The sequence below is a fragment of the Candidatus Omnitrophota bacterium genome, from assembly GCA_003598025.1.
GTDB lineage: Bacteria > Omnitrophota > Gorgyraeia > Gygaellales > Profunditerraquicolaceae > Profunditerraquicola.
In genome coordinates, this window is sequence record QZKH01000006.1 from 293,353 (window position 1) to 311,006 (window position 17,654).

19 protein-coding genes are annotated in these 17,654 nt (G+C 41.1%); 16 read left to right on the plus strand and 3 right to left on the minus strand.

What is annotated here, in order from left to right:
* Positions 1-28 precede the first annotated feature (28 nt).
* Entirely contained in the window at positions 29-1,153 is a 1,125-nt protein-coding gene (alr, locus tag C4533_06760; protein ID RJP28170.1) for an alanine racemase, read from the plus strand.
* A 55-nt stretch (positions 1,154-1,208) separates the two neighbouring features.
* On the opposite strand, the gene C4533_06765 is transcribed toward alr, so the two are convergent.
* The 3 genes from C4533_06765 to C4533_06775 are packed head-to-tail and all read right to left on the minus strand — an operon-like array spanning position 1,209 to position 4,128.
* Entirely contained in the window at positions 1,209-2,312 is a 1,104-nt protein-coding gene (locus C4533_06765) for a YjgP/YjgQ family permease (GenBank protein RJP28171.1), read from the minus strand.
* Entirely contained in the window at positions 2,300-3,397 is a 1,098-nt protein-coding gene (locus C4533_06770; GenBank protein RJP28172.1) for a YjgP/YjgQ family permease, read from the minus strand. The genes C4533_06765 and C4533_06770 overlap by 13 nt, the downstream gene beginning before the upstream one ends.
* 2 nt (positions 3,398-3,399) lie before the next feature.
* On the minus strand, positions 3,400-4,128 hold the full coding sequence (locus C4533_06775; protein ID RJP28173.1) for a ComF family protein: 729 nt from the start codon (positions 4,126-4,128) through the stop codon (positions 3,400-3,402).
* 209 nt (positions 4,129-4,337) lie between these two features.
* On the opposite strand from C4533_06775, the gene pyrE reads away from it, so the two are divergent.
* The 15 genes from pyrE (at position 4,338) to fabF (ending at position 17,635) form a co-directional block, all read left to right on the plus strand.
* Positions 4,338-4,904: an orotate phosphoribosyltransferase gene (pyrE, locus tag C4533_06780; GenBank protein RJP28174.1), complete on the plus strand. Its 567-nt coding sequence runs from the start codon at positions 4,338-4,340 to the stop codon at positions 4,902-4,904.
* Between the two features lie 23 nt (positions 4,905-4,927).
* Positions 4,928-6,166, plus strand: coding sequence for an NAD(P)/FAD-dependent oxidoreductase (locus C4533_06785; GenBank protein RJP28175.1), 1,239 nt, complete (start codon positions 4,928-4,930; stop codon positions 6,164-6,166).
* Position 6,167: 1 nt separating this feature from the next.
* The gene (maf, locus tag C4533_06790; protein RJP28176.1) at positions 6,168-7,505 is read left to right on the plus strand and encodes a septum formation protein Maf; all 1,338 of its coding nucleotides are present in this window, start codon (positions 6,168-6,170) and stop codon (positions 7,503-7,505) included.
* Complete coding sequence (locus C4533_06795) at positions 7,502-8,581, plus strand: hypothetical protein (GenBank protein ID RJP28177.1); 1,080 nt, start codon at positions 7,502-7,504, stop codon at positions 8,579-8,581. The genes maf and C4533_06795 overlap by 4 nt, the downstream gene beginning before the upstream one ends.
* A 53-nt stretch (positions 8,582-8,634) precedes the next feature.
* A complete protein-coding gene (gene recG, locus C4533_06800) occupies positions 8,635-10,722 on the plus strand; it encodes an ATP-dependent DNA helicase RecG (GenBank protein ID RJP28178.1) in 2,088 nt (695 codons plus the stop codon).
* Positions 10,723-10,727: 5 nt separating this feature from the next.
* Positions 10,728-11,276 carry a 16S rRNA (guanine(966)-N(2))-methyltransferase RsmD gene (gene rsmD, locus C4533_06805; protein RJP28179.1) on the plus strand — a complete coding sequence of 183 codons (549 nt, stop codon included), beginning with the start codon at positions 10,728-10,730 and terminating at the stop codon, positions 11,274-11,276.
* Positions 11,276-11,764, plus strand: a complete 489-nt coding sequence (locus C4533_06810; GenBank protein RJP28180.1) for a pantetheine-phosphate adenylyltransferase — start codon at positions 11,276-11,278, stop codon at positions 11,762-11,764. The genes rsmD and C4533_06810 overlap by 1 nt, the downstream gene beginning before the upstream one ends.
* On the plus strand, positions 11,761-12,174 hold the full coding sequence (locus C4533_06815; protein RJP28181.1) for a DUF177 domain-containing protein: 414 nt from the start codon (positions 11,761-11,763) through the stop codon (positions 12,172-12,174). The genes C4533_06810 and C4533_06815 overlap by 4 nt, the downstream gene beginning before the upstream one ends.
* Positions 12,161-12,364: a 50S ribosomal protein L32 gene (locus C4533_06820; protein RJP28182.1), complete on the plus strand. Its 204-nt coding sequence runs from the start codon at positions 12,161-12,163 to the stop codon at positions 12,362-12,364. The genes C4533_06815 and C4533_06820 overlap by 14 nt, the downstream gene beginning before the upstream one ends.
* A gap of 5 nt (positions 12,365-12,369) precedes the next feature.
* Complete coding sequence (gene plsX, locus C4533_06825) at positions 12,370-13,377, plus strand: phosphate acyltransferase PlsX (GenBank protein ID RJP28183.1); 1,008 nt, start codon at positions 12,370-12,372, stop codon at positions 13,375-13,377.
* Between the two features lies 1 nt (position 13,378).
* The gene (locus C4533_06830; protein ID RJP28184.1) at positions 13,379-14,356 is read left to right on the plus strand and encodes a ketoacyl-ACP synthase III; all 978 of its coding nucleotides are present in this window, start codon (positions 13,379-13,381) and stop codon (positions 14,354-14,356) included.
* Positions 14,357-14,361: 5 nt separating this feature from the next.
* On the plus strand, positions 14,362-15,297 hold the full coding sequence (fabD, locus tag C4533_06835) for a [acyl-carrier-protein] S-malonyltransferase (GenBank protein RJP28264.1): 936 nt from the start codon (positions 14,362-14,364) through the stop codon (positions 15,295-15,297).
* Positions 15,297-16,040 carry a 3-oxoacyl-[acyl-carrier-protein] reductase gene (fabG, locus tag C4533_06840; GenBank protein ID RJP28185.1) on the plus strand — a complete coding sequence of 248 codons (744 nt, stop codon included), beginning with the start codon at positions 15,297-15,299 and terminating at the stop codon, positions 16,038-16,040. Before fabD ends, fabG begins: the two co-directional genes overlap by 1 nt.
* Before the next feature lie 30 nt (positions 16,041-16,070).
* Positions 16,071-16,310, plus strand: a complete 240-nt coding sequence (locus C4533_06845; protein ID RJP28186.1) for an acyl carrier protein — start codon at positions 16,071-16,073, stop codon at positions 16,308-16,310.
* Positions 16,311-16,384: 74 nt separating this feature from the next.
* Complete coding sequence (gene fabF, locus C4533_06850) at positions 16,385-17,635, plus strand: beta-ketoacyl-[acyl-carrier-protein] synthase II (protein RJP28187.1); 1,251 nt, start codon at positions 16,385-16,387, stop codon at positions 17,633-17,635.
* Positions 17,636-17,654: the final 19 nt, after the last annotated feature.

Sequence of the window (17,654 nt, forward strand, 5' to 3'; positions counted from 1 at the left end):
TGAATGTTATTTATATCGGAGCGTATGAATGAAAGATCGGCATGCTATAGGGTTTAGGCCAACATGGGCTGAAATAAACCTGAATAACCTTGAGTATAATTTTAAACAGTTATCTAAGATTGTCGGCCCTGGCGTTAAAGTAATGGTTACAGTCAAGGCCGATGCTTATGGCCATGGGTTGATTAAGGTATCCAAGAAGCTTGAGGCGCTCGGGGTCGATTATCTGGGAGTAGCCTCTATAGATGAAGGCATAATGTTGCGTAAAGCAGGGGTCAATACGCCTATATTAATATTAGGGGTGGTGCTTAAAAATGATATCGGCCCGATATTTGAATATGATCTCAGTGCCACGGTTTGTTCTAAAGAACTGGCAATTGCCCTGAATAAAAAGGGCAGAATGCTGTTTAAGGCTGCCAAGGTGCATGTAAAGATAGATACTGGCATGAACAGGATAGGCGTATTATCTGAAGACGCAGTCAGGTTCATAAAATGGCTTAAGAAAATGGAATATATTGATATAGAGGGGGCTTTTACTCATTTAGCATTCGCAGATTTAGACCGTAATTTTACCAATAAACAAATAAATATATTTAGCAACATTATAAGTTCTCTTGGCAAAAACAATATCAATATCCCTATAATTCACGCTGCTAATAGCATGGGTGTTATTAATTACAAAGACAGCCATTTTAATATGGTCAGGCCGGGATTGGTAATATACGGGTTGTATCCTGTCCGCGATCTAAAAATAATACTTAAACCGGTTTTAAGCCTTAAGACAAAAATAATTTATAAAAAAGTGGTGCCAAAAGGCTCAGGTATCAGCTATGGCCATATCTATATAACAAAAAAAAGGACGACTATAGTCACATTACCGATTGGTTATGGAGATGGCTATCCGCGCATTTTATCAAATAAGGCAGATGTTTTAATAGGCGGAAGGCGCTTTAGGATCAGCGGAAGAATATGCATGGACCAGATTATGGTTGATGTCGGAGATTTTCCTGTTAAGGTTGGCCAGGAAGTGGTTTTGATAGGCAGGCAGTTAAATAATGAAATCAGTGCTGAAGAATTATCCGTTAAAAGCAGTACCATACCTTATGAGATAGTTTGTGGATTAGGCAGCAGGATACCGAGGGTGTATATAGATTAGTTCACTGTTTACAGATCACAGTTCGCGGAGATAGTTAAATATTGCTGTGAACTAGTTAGGGTATTTTACTTATTAAATACAGGCCGATGCTTAGAGCGATGATATGGCTTAGTGTTGCTGCAGTTAAGGGGGGCAGTACTCCTTTTTTCCCCAAGGCTATACTTACCGCATTCATGCCATAATAGAGGAATCCCATCATAATTGATAACCCCAATGATGATATCCCCGCAGCACGCCTTCTTATAACGAATGAGAACGGTATCCCCAGGATTATTATTACCAGGCTGGTAAACGGAGAGGCAAATCTCTGGAAGAGCTCTACCTTGAGGTTGTTTATGACGTTTTCTGCCCCGCTTTTTGACAGCCTCCATATGTAATCATCAATTTGCGCGATGGTCATTAGATCTGTCCGCTGTCTTTGGCTAAGAAAGTCTTTTGGGGTTTCAGCTATGGCCATTATTTCCTGGTCAAAATAAACCGGCTCATCTTTAATCTGGCCGTTCTGGTCGAAATTATAGGTTATACACTGAAAAAATTTCCATAACCCATTCTCATATACCCCTTTAGAGGCCACTATTTTCTTTACTATATTCTGTTTCTGATCTTGCTCGAGTATGGTGATCCCAAACATGGTATTCGTGGCAACGGAAAATCTCTTAATGAAAAAAAGCCTGTTTCTCAACCCATACATGGAAAGATTAGTGATATCCTCCTGTTTTGTTTCTGTTGATTTCTTTGGGTTGCTTTTTTCCATATCTTCTTTTATTGCTTCCGTAGTCGCGGAGGCATTCGGGACAAATTTGTCATTTACCCAAAATACAAGCATGCTTATTATAGCTCCGAAGAGCACCACTGTTTTAGTAATCTGGAATATACTCATCCCTGCAGAGCGCATTGCAATAAGCTCATTGCTGGTATTTAGCTTGCTAAAGGTATATAGCGTGCTCAATAGGCATGATATGGGCGTGACTTGGACAAATATTATCGGCAAAAATGAAAGGTAATATTTAATCAATACAGATAATCCTACTTTCATTTTAAGGAAATCATCCAAGTGCGAGAATATATCTACGACTACATAGAGGAAAAGGAATGTCAGGGTGCAGCCGATAAATATCCCGACTACAGATTTTAAAATATATCTATCTAGTATGCGCATATTTTATAGGTAAGAAAGGCGCCGATTAAGATAAATAAAATATTTGGCAGCCACATAGCGATCATCGGATCCATTTGCCCCTGTAAACTCAAGGCTTCTGAGCCCATTAATAAAAGGTAGTATATACCTACGACGACAAACGCTATGCCGAAGTTGATGGATTTTTCCCTTCTTTTTGTCATGATCGCAAGAGGCACACCTAAAAGTATGAAGACAAAACAGGAGAAGGCCAGTGATATTTTCTTGTTTATTTCGGTTATAAGAGGAGAGGGGTCAATACCTTCCTTTTTGACGGTATTTACTTCCTTTTTAAGCTCTTGTATTGTCATATCTTTAGGTTTTTTGTTTATCTCTTTGCTATCCTGGGCATTATTCATATTCAGGGTCATGAAGTAGGTCTTAAAGTTGAGTTTGTAAAAATTACTTGGGTTTTCAGGGTCAGGTTCATCAGAACTCCCGTCAATCAATTTAAGCTTGACCATATTTTTTTCTGGATCTGCAACAAATTCGCCTCTTTTTGCAACGATTGTCCTGGTCGGTTTATCATCTCCCTGGGGTTCATATATACGTATGTTGCTTAATTTATTCTGATCAATACGATAGATAAATAAAATATATTTCTCAAAGGAATCAATGAAGACCCCGGGTTCAAGGGCAGCGGCAGGGTTTTTAATCCCTACTTCAATGAGAGTTTTTCTTGCCGCGAAATGTGCATAGGGGATAACCCTGTCGTTAAAGACCACCAGGACCAGGCTGAGGAGTGTGCCGGTAATCAGAAGGGGAAAAATAAGTTTAAAAAGGTTAATTCCGCTTGCCTTAATAGCGATTATTTCATTATCGCTGGATAACCTGCCAAGGGAGAGTAAAACGGCGGTCAATGCTGATATTGGCAGGGTGTAGGTTAACAAGTAAGGCGCCATAAATAAGAACAGTTTTGCTACATTGAAGATATCAACACCCTTATTGATTATCAGGTCGGCGATCTTGATCAGATTACCGATAAGCATTACGAAAGTAAGGACCCCCAGGCTTAAAAATAAAGGGCCCAAGAATTCTTTTAAAAAGTAATCTCTGAGTATTTTCATATTTAATTTGCTAGCGTTAAGGCAAATACTATATTAGCTCCGGATTTTTTTAAAACACAGGCTGCTTCAGAAAGAGTAGCGCCGGTTGTAAACACATCATCTACGAGCAGTATATTCTTGCCCTTGATTGCAGAGGTCTCTATTGTGCGGAAAGCGTTCTTGATATTTATAAAACGCTCTTGTCCGTTAAGTTCTGCCTGTGATCTGGTGTTGACTACTCTAGATAAGGCGTTGTTTAAGACAGGTTTACTTAATATCATGGAAAGACGTTCCGCTAAGAGCTGCGACTGGTTAAATTCCCTTTCTCTGAGCCGTGCGTTGTTTAGCGGTATAGGAACCAGGAAATCTATAAACCTGATCGGTATCTCATATTCGTTAATAAAATTAATCAGTAGGTTCGCCAGCGGCTTATTTAAAAATTTTTTATTATTATATTTAAAATTATGTATCAATTTTTTTATAGCCCCTTCATATCTGTACGGGCTGAAGGCGCGGTCAAAATAAACGTTTGACCTTACGCATCCATCACAAATACTTTTATTAATATTTTTTCTCTGGAGTTGCCTTCCGCATTGCTGGCAAAATGGCGGTTTATTTCTGCCGATTTTTTCCCAGCATTTTAAGCAGATCAGTTTTTCAATGGAGGCATCTTCCGATATTTTTGTATTACAAGCGATGCAAACCCTGGGATAAATAATGTCTTTTATGCCCTTTAAGAGGCTAATAAACATAACGATATGATACCAATGAAATAATGCTTTGTCAAAAGGTTATAGATAGTTCATAGATAATGGTTCATAGTTCATGGTTCATAGATCATAGATAATCTCTATTTCTTCGAATGCGACTATCAACCATGGACAATGAACCCTGCCTACCGGCAGGCAGGCGTGAACTAACTCATTGACACTCCCAAAACAGGATAGTACAATATTAATTTATGGAAACCCAGTTAAGGGATATAAACTATTATCGAGGGCGGTTGCATTCTCTTTTAAAAAGAGAGGCGCTCAAGAAAGGGAAGTTTGTGCTATCTTCAGGAAAAGAAAGCACTTATTATTTAGATGGGCGCATAGTCACCCTTTCTTCAGAAGGGGCTTATTTAGTAGCTAAGATTATCATCGAAATGATCAAAGGATTGAATATATCTGCTGTAGGAGGGCCCACCCTGGGAGCTGACCCGATCGTAGGGGCCCTGGCCGCAATCAGCTACCTGGAGAAAAGCCCGGTGAATACTTTTATTGTTCGTAAATCTGCAAAGGGCCACGGCATGCAGAGGCTAATCGAAGGCCCTAAGTTGAATCCGGGGGCTAAAGTTGTTCTTGTTGACGATGTTGCTACTACAGGCAAAGCTATAATTGAAGCTAAGGCAGCTTTGGACCAAGCCGGCCTGAAAGCGGATACTGCAATTGTCGTTGTCGATAGATGCGAGGGTGCGGATAAGAACCTTTCTGAACACGGAATAGTTTTAAAGCCAATTTTCAAAATATCTGATTTTGATATTTAATATTTGCACCACTCAATTTGTAAATGCAAAAAATCATCGTAATAGGCGCTGGCCCTGCAGGGATGATGGCTGCTATAAAGGCATCTCAGTCAGGCACACCGGTAACTCTTATTGAACAGAACCCTTCCTTAGGCAAGAAACTTCTTATAAGCGGTAAAGGCCGCTGCAATCTTACCAATGCGGTCGAATTAGAACAATTCCTGGCCAGGTTTTCTAATAATGGCGAATTCTTAAGGGACGCCTTTAAAGTATTCTTTAATAAAGAGTTAATAGAATTTTTCCAAAGCAGAGGCCTCGGGATAAAGGTCGAGAGGCAGCAGCGCGTCTTTCCCGCTACCGATGATTCTGCAAGTATAGTTCAGGTACTGGCGCGCGAACTTAAGGCAAGTAAGGTAAAAATAATGTTTTCTACGCCGGTCAAAGATGTAATAGCTGAGGATGGTATGGTCAGAGGGGTAAGGCTTTTTGATAACAGTTTGCTTGAGACGGATCGATTGATAATGGCAACAGGAGGAATTTCGTATAGCTTTACCGGTTCCGACGGTAAGGGCATAAAGATTGCCCTGAGGCTTGGGCACAGGGTTGTTGCTTTAAGGCCGGGATTGGTAGCTTTAGATACAGCTGAAGATTTTATCAAAGATTTAGCAGGCATAACTTTAAAAAATATCCGTTTACGTTTTAAAGGGGATAAAAAGAGCATTGTATCAGATATAGGGGAGATTCTTTTTACGCATACTGGTATTTCCGGACCACTTGTGTTTACTTATAGCGGCAGGATAGTAGATTGGCTTAAGGACGCAAAAGAGGTCGTTGTCGAAATAGACCTTAAGCCAGCCTTATCGGATGACCAGCTTAACCTGCGATTGTTGAGGGATTTTAAAGGAAATGGCAAGAAAGCTATCAAGAATGTGCTTAAGCTTTCTTTACCACAGAGGTTAATAAGTGTTTTTCTTTCTCTGTCCGGTATTGACGGGGATAAGAAAATAAGCTATATCTCGGCAGAGGAGAGGAAAAAACTTTGTAGTTTGTTTAAGTCATTTACGTTGAGGCTGGTTAAACCCAGGCCTATAGAAGAGGCAATGATCACTCGGGGAGGGGTGTCTCTTAAAGACATTAACCCGCGTACTATGGAATCTAAGATTGTCAAAGGATTGTATTTTGCAGGCGAAATGATAGATGTTGATGCTGATACAGGAGGATTTAATCTGCAGGCAGCTTTTTCTACCGGATATTTAGCCGGTAAAAGCGCTTCAGCCAGTTAATATGGAATTAATATATTTAGCTTCCAGATCTGCTGCAAGAAGAAAGTTGTTAAAGAGCCTTGGTTTACGTTTTAGGGTTGTTCCTGCCAGGATCAACGAAATAATGCATTCTCCTTCAAGAAACTATCCTCATATAGTTAAAGCGAATGCTTTGATGAAAGCAGAATCTGTTGCCCGAAAGATAAAGAAAGGCATCGTAATCGGAGCTGATACTATAGTTGTACAGGGAAATACAGTCTATGGCAAACCCAGGACTCTTAAAGAGGCAAAAAGGATGCTTATCAGGCTTTCAAGTAAACCTCACTGGGTCTATTCCGGTTTTGCAATAATTGACCTAGAACGCAATATAAGAAAGACAGGTTATGATAAAACAAAGGTCTATATGGATAAATTAAGCCCTAAACAGCTTAAGGATTATTTTTCAAAGGTGCACCCCTTAAGCATGGCCGGAGGTTTCGATATCCAGGGCCAGGGTGCACTTTTTATACGTAAAATAAATGGTTGTTTTTATACGGTGGTGGGTATACCTATCAGTAAGCTATTCGCTGCTTTAAGAAAAATCGGAATATTATTATTTTTATTTGTTTTACCCGTACTAATAAGCGGTTGTTCTACGGAGTATAACATAGTGACAGGCAGGCAGGAGGCCTATTTTTACAGTACGGACAAAGAGATACAAATGGGAAAGAACATTTCAAAAGAAGTAGAGAAAGAATATAAGCTTGATGAAGACCCTTTGGTCCAAAAGCGGGTAAGGGATATAGGCAAAAAGATAGCTCTTGTCTGCGACAGGAAGGACGTAAGTTATATTTTTAATGTTATTGATGATGAAGAGGTAAATGCCTTTGCCTTACCCGGAGGTTTTGTATATGTTAATAAAGGGCTCATTGATAAAGTTGATAATGACGATGAGCTGGCTGCGGTATTAGCCCATGAAGTAGCTCATGTAGTTGCCAGGCACAGCATAAAGAAATTGCAGGCAGTAATGGGGTATTCTCTTTTAAGGATTGCTGTTGCAAGCGTGCCTGATTCTTCCGGTGCAGGTACAGCAGCAGATTATGCTTTTACTGAGATACTTTTAGGTTATTCGCGAGATGATGAATTGCTTGCCGACCAGCTTGGCGCACGATATACAGCTTTGGCAGGGTATAAACCAGGAGCGATGATAGATTTCCTGGAAAAGCTCCAGGAGATTAATAAAAGAAAACCGCTTAGGCCAAAAAATTACTTTAAGACGCACCCCTATGTTCCTGATAGGATACGGATAGTCAAGCAGGAGCTCGGACAGGATATGGACTTTAACGATTATATTAATATTGAAGAAATAAAGAAAAAATGAAGAAGGCTGCAGTCATTTTACTTATGTTATCAGTTTTTATCTCTTTTTATTGTAATATTTATGCGCAAAATTCCGGAGGAAACATTATGAATGATAAAAAGAATCCTTTTGGTGTCCTTGAGTTTTTCCATTGGAACCACGCATGGAACAAATATAAATATAACAATACCGATACTATTAAGAAATCGGTGGCGCTTTTAAAGGAAGCCGGCATAGGTATAGTGCGATTGGATTTTTTATGGTCTGATATTGAACCTTTTCAGGGCAAATTAAACTTTAGCAAATACGATGATATAGTAACTATTCTAACCGATAACGGTGTTGAAATACTGGGGATACTTAACTATAGCACTGATTGGGCTTCACCGGATAAGAAATGGAATTCTCCGTCAACTGACAATGGCATGTTCATTAATTATGTTACAGAAGTCGTGAAAAGATATAAAGATAAGGTAAGCTATTGGGAGATCTGGAATGAGCCAGACTCTCATATCTACTGGTCGCCCCAGGATGGATTGAAGCAGTATTGCAGCTTGCTTAAGGATTCTTATAAGAAAATAAAGGAGATAGCTCCGCAAAGCATAGTGTTAAACGGCGGCCTGGCTAATGGCCCGGCAAGTGTAAACAGGCTTTACGATAATGGGGCAAAAGATTATTTTGACGTGATGAACATACATATTTTTGATTCTCCATTAATAGAAGGGTCGTCAGTGAGGGTACTTTCTCAAATAAGGCTGACTGAGAAAATAATGCGCAGGAATAATGATTCTGATAAGCCTATTTGGATAACTGAGTTGGGTTGCCCGGGAGTTGCCCCCGGTATAAAGACTAAGGATTGGTGGATGGGCAAGAACCCCAGCGAAGAAGAGCAGGCTGCCTGGCTTAAGGAAGTATATGCAAAAATATTGAAAGAGACTCAGGTCGAGCGCATTTTCTGGGCATTTTTCAGGGATTGTAAAGACCACTGGAAAGATGGGGTCGATTATCTGGGTTTAATAAGATGGGATTTTTCAGCTAAGCCAGCCTTTGCCGAGTATAAGAAAATCATCTCTTCTTGGAATAATTTACAGCGGTAAGTTATCTGCTCTAAACTGTCAACCGTGCACCGTAAACTAAAATCAATTTTATCATGAGCAAGTTAAGAGATATAAAAATCCAGTATTTAAAAGGGGTTGGGCCGAAAAAAGCAGCTATTTTTAAGAGTATTGGCATCAGCAATATAGAGGATCTTTTTTATTATTTCCCTAAGCGTTATCAAGACAGGACAAGTTTTTTAAATATTTCTCAGCTTGCTGACGGTCAGGTCTGTACTATAAAAGGTACGGTTTTGGCCACAAAGCGCAGGGTATCTTTTAAAAGGCGCGGTTTAAATATATTTGAAGCAGTAGTTACTGATGGTTCGGGTAAAATCAGCTGTGTTTGGTTCAGCCAGCCGTATTTAAAAGAATATATTAAGCCGCAAGATGAGATTATTTTATACGGTAAAATAAGAAGCTACAGGGGCAGGCTGCAAATGAATGCCCCTGAATTTGAGGTTGTTGAGGAAGATGCCTCTTCCGAGCCCGCAGGTATTGTGCCGGTTTATACCCTTGCCGGCAATATGACCCAGAGATATTTTAGGACTCTATTAAGATCAGCGCTTAAGGAGTTTTTGCCTCAGGTTATAGAGTTTATACCTTATGATGTAAGGTCGCGCAATAAATTGTTGAATCTGCCAAATAGCCTCACTAATATACATTTCCCGCAGGATCACCAGATGCGTAATCTTGCCTATCAAAGGCTGTCATTTGAAGAATTTTTACTTTTCCAAATCCCGATAATATTACTAAAGCTTTCTAAAAAAGAATCCAAAGGGTTTATCCATAGAGAAAAAGTTGATTTAGTTTCGGATTTTATTAACAGCCTTCCGTTTAAGCTTACCGCCGGACAGGAAGGTGTTATGAAAGAAATACGGCAAGATTTGTTAAACAGCCCGCCTATGCAAAGATTGTTGCAGGGAGATGTCGGTTCGGGCAAGACCGTAGTAGCAACGGCTGCGGCAATGATCGTGGTAGGCGCAGGCCATCAAGTAGCCTTCATGGTTCCTACAGAATTGTTGGCCAGGCAGCATTTTGAAAAGATATCCACCCAGATTGCCTCCATGGCTTACCATGGCAAGCGGATCAAAATAGGACTTCTTACCAGCAGCCTCTCAAAAAGCGAAAAATCAAAGATTTATGCTTCTTTATCTGCCGGTTCAATCGACATTTTAATAGGTACACATGCTCTTATCGAGGAAGATATAAGATTCAAAGAATTAGGTTTAGTGATAATTGACGAGCAGCATAAATTTGGCGTAGGACAGCGTGCGCTTTTATCGAGAAAAGGCAGTAACCCTGATTTACTTATCATGACAGCTACGCCTATACCGCGGACATTAGCTATCACTATGTATGGCGATTTAGACATTTCTGTTTTAAACGAGTTGCCTCCGGGCAGGCCTGCGATAGAAACAGTCCATTTTACATCCAGCCAGAGGCCGACGGCATATTCTATCGCTAAGCAGCATATGGATAATGGAGGGCAGGTTTATATAGTTTATCCGGCAATAGAAGATTCGGATAAACTGGAATTAGAAGGGGCGAAAAACAGGTTTGAAGAATTGAAGAGGGGACAATTAAAGGACTATAAACTGGGACTTATACATGGCCAAATGACAGATATCCAGCAGAACAGGATAATGTTTGATTTTAAGGACGGTAAATTGGACGCTTTGGTATCAACCACGATTTTAGAAGTAGGTATTGATATACCGAATGCCAGTTGTATCATAATAGAGAGGGCTGAAAGGTTTGGTTTGAGCCAATTACATCAGTTGCGCGGCCGCATAGGCAGAGGAAGCAAACCCTCAGTATGCATCTTGATAACTGACCCAGAGACAGAAGAAGCTAGGGCGCGGATGCAGGCTATGGTAAAATATAACGATGGATTTAAGATAGCTGAAGAGGATTTAAAAATCCGCGGCCCGGGGGAATTCTTCGGGCAAAGGCAACACGGTTTGAGCGAGTTAAAAATAGCTAACCCGTTAACACAGATGCGCCTGTTAAAATTGGCAAGGCAGGAGGCTATCAGGATTATCGGGCGCGATCCTGTGTTAGCCGATAGAAGCAATCTTTTGTTAAAGCAGGAGCTCATCAAAAGATTCCCTGGTTATGAAAGGCTTAAAGTAATTTCTTAGTTGATATGATGCGTATAACTTCAGGAGCCAATAGAGGCAGGTCGTTAAAAGTACCTAAAGGCATAAGGCCTACTCAGGAAAAAGTAAGAAAGGCCGTTTTTGATATATTGGCTGATGTAGAAGGCCTGAGTTTCCTGGAACTGTTTGCAGGATCAGGAGCGGTAAGTTTTGAGGCAGCTTCCCGCGGGGCAGGGCCGTTAACTATTGTTGAAAGCAACGCCGGATGCGTTAAAGCGATAAAGGGCAATATGGAGGCTCTTGGGGTTAAAGACGCCCGGGTGCTGGCAAAAGATATAGTATCGGCTATAATCGCCTTGCAGAATAATGGTAATAAGTTCGATATAATTTTCTTAGATCCGCCTTATTATAAAGATTTGGCAAAAAAAACCTTGCAAACGCTAAGTGCTTATGATATATTAGCGCCCAATGGTTTTATTATAATACAACATTTCAAGAAAGATTCGCTTATTATCCCGCAAGACAAGTTTAAAATTGTTAAGCAGTCAACTTATGGGGATACCATATTGACTTTTTGCAGGAGAATTGCTGAATAATGTGCCAAAAAGCTGTATATCCAGGAAGTTTTGACCCCATAACCTACGGGCATATTGACCTTATTAAGAGGGCCCAAGAGATTTTCTCTGAGGTTATAGTGGCAGTTGCAAATAATAGCCAAAAGGCCCCGTTTTTCAGCGTTAAGGAGAGGCTTGAACTGCTTGAAAAGGCTACCCGTGGCATGAATGGGGTGCAAATAGATAGCTTTGACGGGTTGGTTGTGGATTATGCCCGTAAACAAAAGGCTAAAGTGATTGTCCGCGGCTTAAGGATGATTTCAGACTTTGAATATGAATTTCAAATGGCTTTAACTAACAGGAAGCTCTCTCCTGATATAGAAACAATCTTTCTAATGCCTCAGGAATCTTATAGTTATCTTTCTTCAAAGCTCCTCAAGGAAGCCGCCTCTTTGGGTGCTGATTTATCTAACTTCGTGCCTGATTTTGTGGTAAAGGCGCTAAAAGCTAAGCTTCAAAAGAGCAAGTGAAAATCAGTATTTTGAATATACCACCTGAAGGTGTGGTTATAAAGGAACTTGTTCCCGCTAAAAGCCTGGATTTAGATACTGATTTAGTTAGCTTTGATACGCCTTTAATGGTTACTGCTGAGGTATCACGCATCACAAATGCAGTAAGTGTCAACTTTAATTTATCGGCAACAATGAATATTACCTGCAGCAGATGCCTGTTGCAGAAGCAGGTTGAGCTGGATAGAAGCTTTAGAGTCGATTATCCTTTGGATAAACACGAAACTGAGATCGATTTTAGCAGCGACATAAGGGAAGAATTGATTTTGAGCTATCCGATTAAGACCCTCTGTAGCAGTGATTGCAGGGGGATATGTTTAAAATGCGGCAAAAACTTAAACGAAGGAGGGTGTAACTGTGCCATTACCTAAGAGAAGACATTCCAAATCACGCGGCAGAAAACGCCGTACACATTGGAAATTAAAAAAGCAGAATTTGATACCTTGCCCGCAATGCAAGCAGCCAAAACCTGCGCATCAAGTCTGTAAACAATGTGGATATTATTCCGGGCACCAGGCTATTGAAATCAAAATAAAAGAAGAAACAAAGAAGAAGGGTTAAATATCATGAGAATAGTTGTTGATGCTATGGGCGGTGATCATGCACCTGATGTCGTAGTCGAAGGTGCTATTGCTGCCGTAAACGAATACGACAACGTCAAAGTCATACTCGTTGGCGATGAATCAAGAATTGGCCCGTTGCTTAAAAAGGCCAAATTTGACCCTAACAGGATTGAGGTAAAACATTGCAGCGAAGTTATAGAGATGCATGAATCTCCTGCAGCAAGCGTCAGGCGTAAAAGAGATTCTTCAATAGTGGTAGGATTAAATCTGGTCAAGGAGGCTAAAGGAGATGCTTTCTTTAGTGCCGGCAACACAGGGGCAGTCGTGTGCGCGGCAACCCTAAGCCTGAGAATGTTGCCCGGGATAGAACGCCCGGGTATAGCTATAGTGACCCCAACCCTTAAAGGCATTTCTTTGATAATAGACGTAGGGGCCAACATTGATGCTAAGCCGATACAATTATTACAGTATGCAGTCATGGCAGATGCCTATTACAGGTATATACTTAATAAAGATAATCCCAGCGTAGGCTTATTGAATATAGGAGAGGAAGAAAGCAAGGGAACGGATTTTGTCAAGGAAACATTTGAATTGCTTGAGAAGAGCAATCTGAATTTTATCGGTAATGTTGAAGGAAAAGACCTGTTTTCCGGCAAAAGTGACATAATCGTATGTGACGGATTTGTTGGCAATGTTGCCTTGAAAGTATCGGAAAGCCTGGCAGAGGCGATGCAGGAATTTCTCAAGAAACACCTTTTAAGCACATTAATAGGAAAGTTGGGTGTTGTATTGCTGAAAAGCAGCCTGATGAGATTCAAGAAAGAGATCGATTATTCTGAATATGGAGGGGCCCCATTGCTGGGTGTTGACGGAGCGGTTATAATCGGCCACGGGCGTTCTAACGTTAATGCCATTAAGAATGCAATAAGGGTTGCCGAAGAAGAGGTTGACCGCAGGTTTAATGAGAAAATAATAGAGGCGCTTTCAAAAACTGATAACAAGGTAACTTAATATGAAAAAAGTGGGAATAATAGGGTTAGGCGAATATTTGCCTAAGCGCGTGCTTACCAATGCCGATCTTGAAAAGATGGTTGATACTTCCGATGAATGGATAACTACCCGTACCGGAATCAAAGAGAGAAGGATCGCTGACAAGGGTGAGGCAACCAGTGATATGGCCACTAAGGCGGCCAAGGAAGCATTAAAAGAAGCAAAGCTTAAGGCCCAGGATTTGGAGTTGATAATAGTGGCAACTATTACGCCAGATATGTTTTTCCCTTCTACTGCGTGTTTTGTCCAGGCAAATCTTGGCGCTAAGAATGCTGTTTGCTTTGATATATCCGCAGCTTGTTCAGGATTTGTGTATGCGCTTATTACTGCCCAGCAATTTATTGCCAGAGGTGCGTATAAAAACGCTTTAGTAATAGGTGCAGAAGCGCTTTCCTGTGTAACCGACTGGACAGACCGTAACACCTGCGTTCTGTTTGGTGACGGAGCTGGTGCCGCGGTGATTTCAGAAGTAAATTCAGGCGGGATAATTTCTTTTTATTTAGGCAGTGACGGTTCATATACGGATTTATTGATGATACCCGGAGGCGGTTCCAGGAATCCTGTCAGCAGCAAAACTGTCTCAAACCGGCTCCATTATATAAAAATGCAGGGTAACGAACTTTTTAAGATAGCTGTAAAAACGATGACGGAAGCGGCTAAGGTCGCAATTGAAAAAGCCGGCCTTAAGCCTTCTGATATTGATCTGGTTATACCGCATCAGGCAAACGTGCGTATAATATTGGCTATGGCCAAAAGGCTGGAGTTTCCAGAAGACAAGATTTATTTGAATATAAGTAAGCGCGGCAATATTTCTTCTGCTTCTACTATTACGGCCCTGTGCGAAGCGGCTAAAGAAGGCAGAATAAAGAAGGGTGATTATATACTTTTGGATGCTTTTGGCGCAGGCCTGGTTTGGGGTGCCTGCGTGATCAAGTGGTGAATATGATTAATAAGTCAGGTATATTATTTGCAGGCCAGGGAAGCCAATATATAGGTATGGGTAAAGATTTGTATGATGCATTCCCTGATGCAAAGCGTATATTTGATGCAGCTGATGAAGCTTTGGGTTTTTCTTTGAGTAAACTTTGCTTTGAAGGCCCCCAAGCAGAGCTTACCAAGACCCAGAATTGTCAGCCGGCTATTTTGACTATGAGCATTGCTTGCTGGCAGGTCTTTATTAAAGAAACGGGTTTTGATTTATCCGGTGCTGGTTTTACTGCCGGACTGAGTTTAGGAGAATATTCGGCTTTAGTCGCAAGCCAGGCCTTAAATTTTAGAGATGCAGTAAGACTTGTAAGGCGCAGGGGCCAGTTTATGGAAGAAGAGGCTTCTAAAACCCCGGGTAAGATGGCTTCAATATTGGGTTTAGACCTCAAGCTTATAAAAGAAGTGTGTTCATCAACCGGTGTGGAGATAGCTAATATTAATTCTCCGGGGCAAATAGTTATTTCTGGTGCCGGTCAGGATATAGACAAAGCTGTGGTTGAAGCTGAAAAGAAGGGTGCCAAAAGAGCGATTTTGCTGGATGTGAGCGGAGCTTTCCATTCTTCTTATATGAAGGGTGCCGGGGTAAGGCTGGCAGCAGAACTTGATAAGGTGCAGGTAAATCCCCCCAAGATACCTGTTATAAGCAATGTAAGTGCACTGCCCGTCACCTCTACGGAGGAGATTAAACTAAATCTGATAAAACAGGTAGCAAGCAGTGTGCTTTGGGAAGATTCTATGCGGTTTGCCATATCATCGGGCGTCTTGGATTTTTTTGAGTTTGGCCCGGGAAAGGTCCTAAAAGGTCTCATGCGCAGGATTAATGAAACTGCTAAAGTGGTTAATGTGGAGAAAAAAGAAGATATTATTAATTTAGCAGAAAAAAGGAGTTCATAATGCTTTTAAAGGATAAAGTATCCCTTATCACCGGTGGAGCAAGAGGCATAGGCCGTTCGATAGCGTTAAAGTTGGCAAAGGAAGGCTCAGACATAGTTATTTGGGATGTGAACATTGATGAAGCCAAAAATACCTGTAAAGATATCGAATCTCTCGGAAGGAAAACTCTTTACGATCAAATAGATGTGACTAATTACGAAAAAGTTGAAGAAGGGATTAACAAAATTCTTGACAAATTTGGAAAGGTTGATATATTAATTAACAATGCAGGGATTACTAAGGATGGACTCATCCTTAGGATGTCTGCTGGTGATTGGGATGCAGTTTTGAATGTAAACCTAAAAGGCACATTTAATTGCACAAAAGCTGCTTCCAAATCCATGATAAAAGCGCGATATGGCAAGATAGTAAATATCGCTTCGATCATTGGTATAATAGGTAATGTTGGGCAGGCTAACTATTCTGCTTCTAAGGCCGGGATAATTGCTTTGACGAAATCAACCGCAAAAGAGTTGAGTTCCCGTAATATAAATGTCAATGCAGTTGCGCCGGGTTTTATACAAACAGAAATGACAGCGAAATTGCCTGACGAAGTTAAGCAGAAAATGCTGACTGCTATTCCGCTGGGCAGGTTTGGTACCCCGGAAGATATTGCCGCTACATGTTTATTCTTGGCTTCTGAGGAATCAAATTATATCACCGGGCAAACGGTTATTGTTGATGGCGGGATGGTAATGGTATAATTTGTGGGTAAACACAAGGAGGAAAAAAGAATGTCAGTTCAAGACAAGGTTAAATCAATAATTGCTGAACAACTGGGAGTTAAGCCTGAAGAGGTTACGCCTGAGGCATCCTTTATCGATGATCTGGGCGCCGATTCTTTGGATACCGTAGAATTGGTAATGGCGTTGGAAGAAGAATTTGGCGTTGAAATACCGGATGAAGATGCCGAGAAAATAGCAACAGTCGGCGACGCAGTTAAGTACATTGAAGAAAAGACTGCTAATAAATAACGCCTTGAGATATATTAAGTTTATATAAAATACCCCGCTCGCATTTAAGCGGGGTATTTGCTAATGGACAAAAAATGAGCACAGATAAAAGAAGAGTTGTGGTAACAGGATTAGGGGTCGTTTCTCCTGTAGGCAATGATGTGGCTAGCTTTTGGAAGTCATTGACCGAAGGCAAATCCGGCGTAGGCAAGACTACAACGCTGGATGTATCGGCTTTTGTCAGTCAGATCGCCGGAGAAGTTAAGGGTTTTGACCTTTTACAGTATGGTTTTAATAAAAAAGACCTGCATAGAATGGAGAAGTTTGTCCAGTACGCTCTGGCCAGTTCCATACAAGCTGTTAATGATTGCGGTTTTGAACTTGATAAAATAGACAAAGAAAGAGCCGGCGTGCTTATTGGCTCCGGCATAGGAAGTTTGAGGATTATTGAAGAAGAATATAAGTTATTCCTGGAGAAGGGGCCTTCAAGAATATCTCCTTTTCTGATACCTATGCTTATAGTAAATGAAGCTTCGGGCCATGTTGGGATGAAATTCGGCTTTAAAGGCCCGAATTTATGCATAACTACAGCATGTGCTTCTGGTTCTCATGCTATAGGAGATGCTTTCCGCATTATTCAGAACGGAGAAGCTGATATTATGATTACCGGCGGTACCGAAAGTTGCATAACAAATCTGGGCGTCGGCGGTTTCTGCGCCTTAAAAGCTTTATCTAAAAGAAATGATGAACCGCAGAAAGCCAGCCGTCCTTTTGATGCCCAAAGGGATGGTTTTGTTATGGCTGAGGGCTGCGGAGTTGTTGTTTTAGAGGTTTTGGAGCACGCCAAAAAGAGGGGCGCAAAAATTTATTGTGAAATTTCCGGATATGGCAGGTCTGCAGATGCCTACCATATAACTGCTCCGGACCCTGATGGCAGCGGGGCTTCTCTGGCGATGAAATGGGCGATGCGGGATGCGCAAATCGGCCCCCAAGAGATCACTTATATTAATGCACATGGGACTTCTACCAAGTTGAATGATAAGGTGGAAACCATGGCTATAAAGACGGCTTTGGGCGAACATGCCAAAAAAGTAATGGTAAGCTCAACAAAATCCATGACCGGGCATTTATTGGGGGCAGCAGGTGGTGTCGAATTCCTGGCATGTTGTTTAGCTATAAGAGATAATGTAGTCCCTCCGACGATAAATTATGAGTATCCGGATCCTGATTGCGACCTTGATTATGTGCCTAATAAAAGCCGTAAACATAAGGTTGATGTTTGCATGTCAAATTCCCTGGGATTCGGAGGCCACAACGCTACTCTTATCGTAAAGAGATTTAAGTAAGATGTTACATATGGCTGCT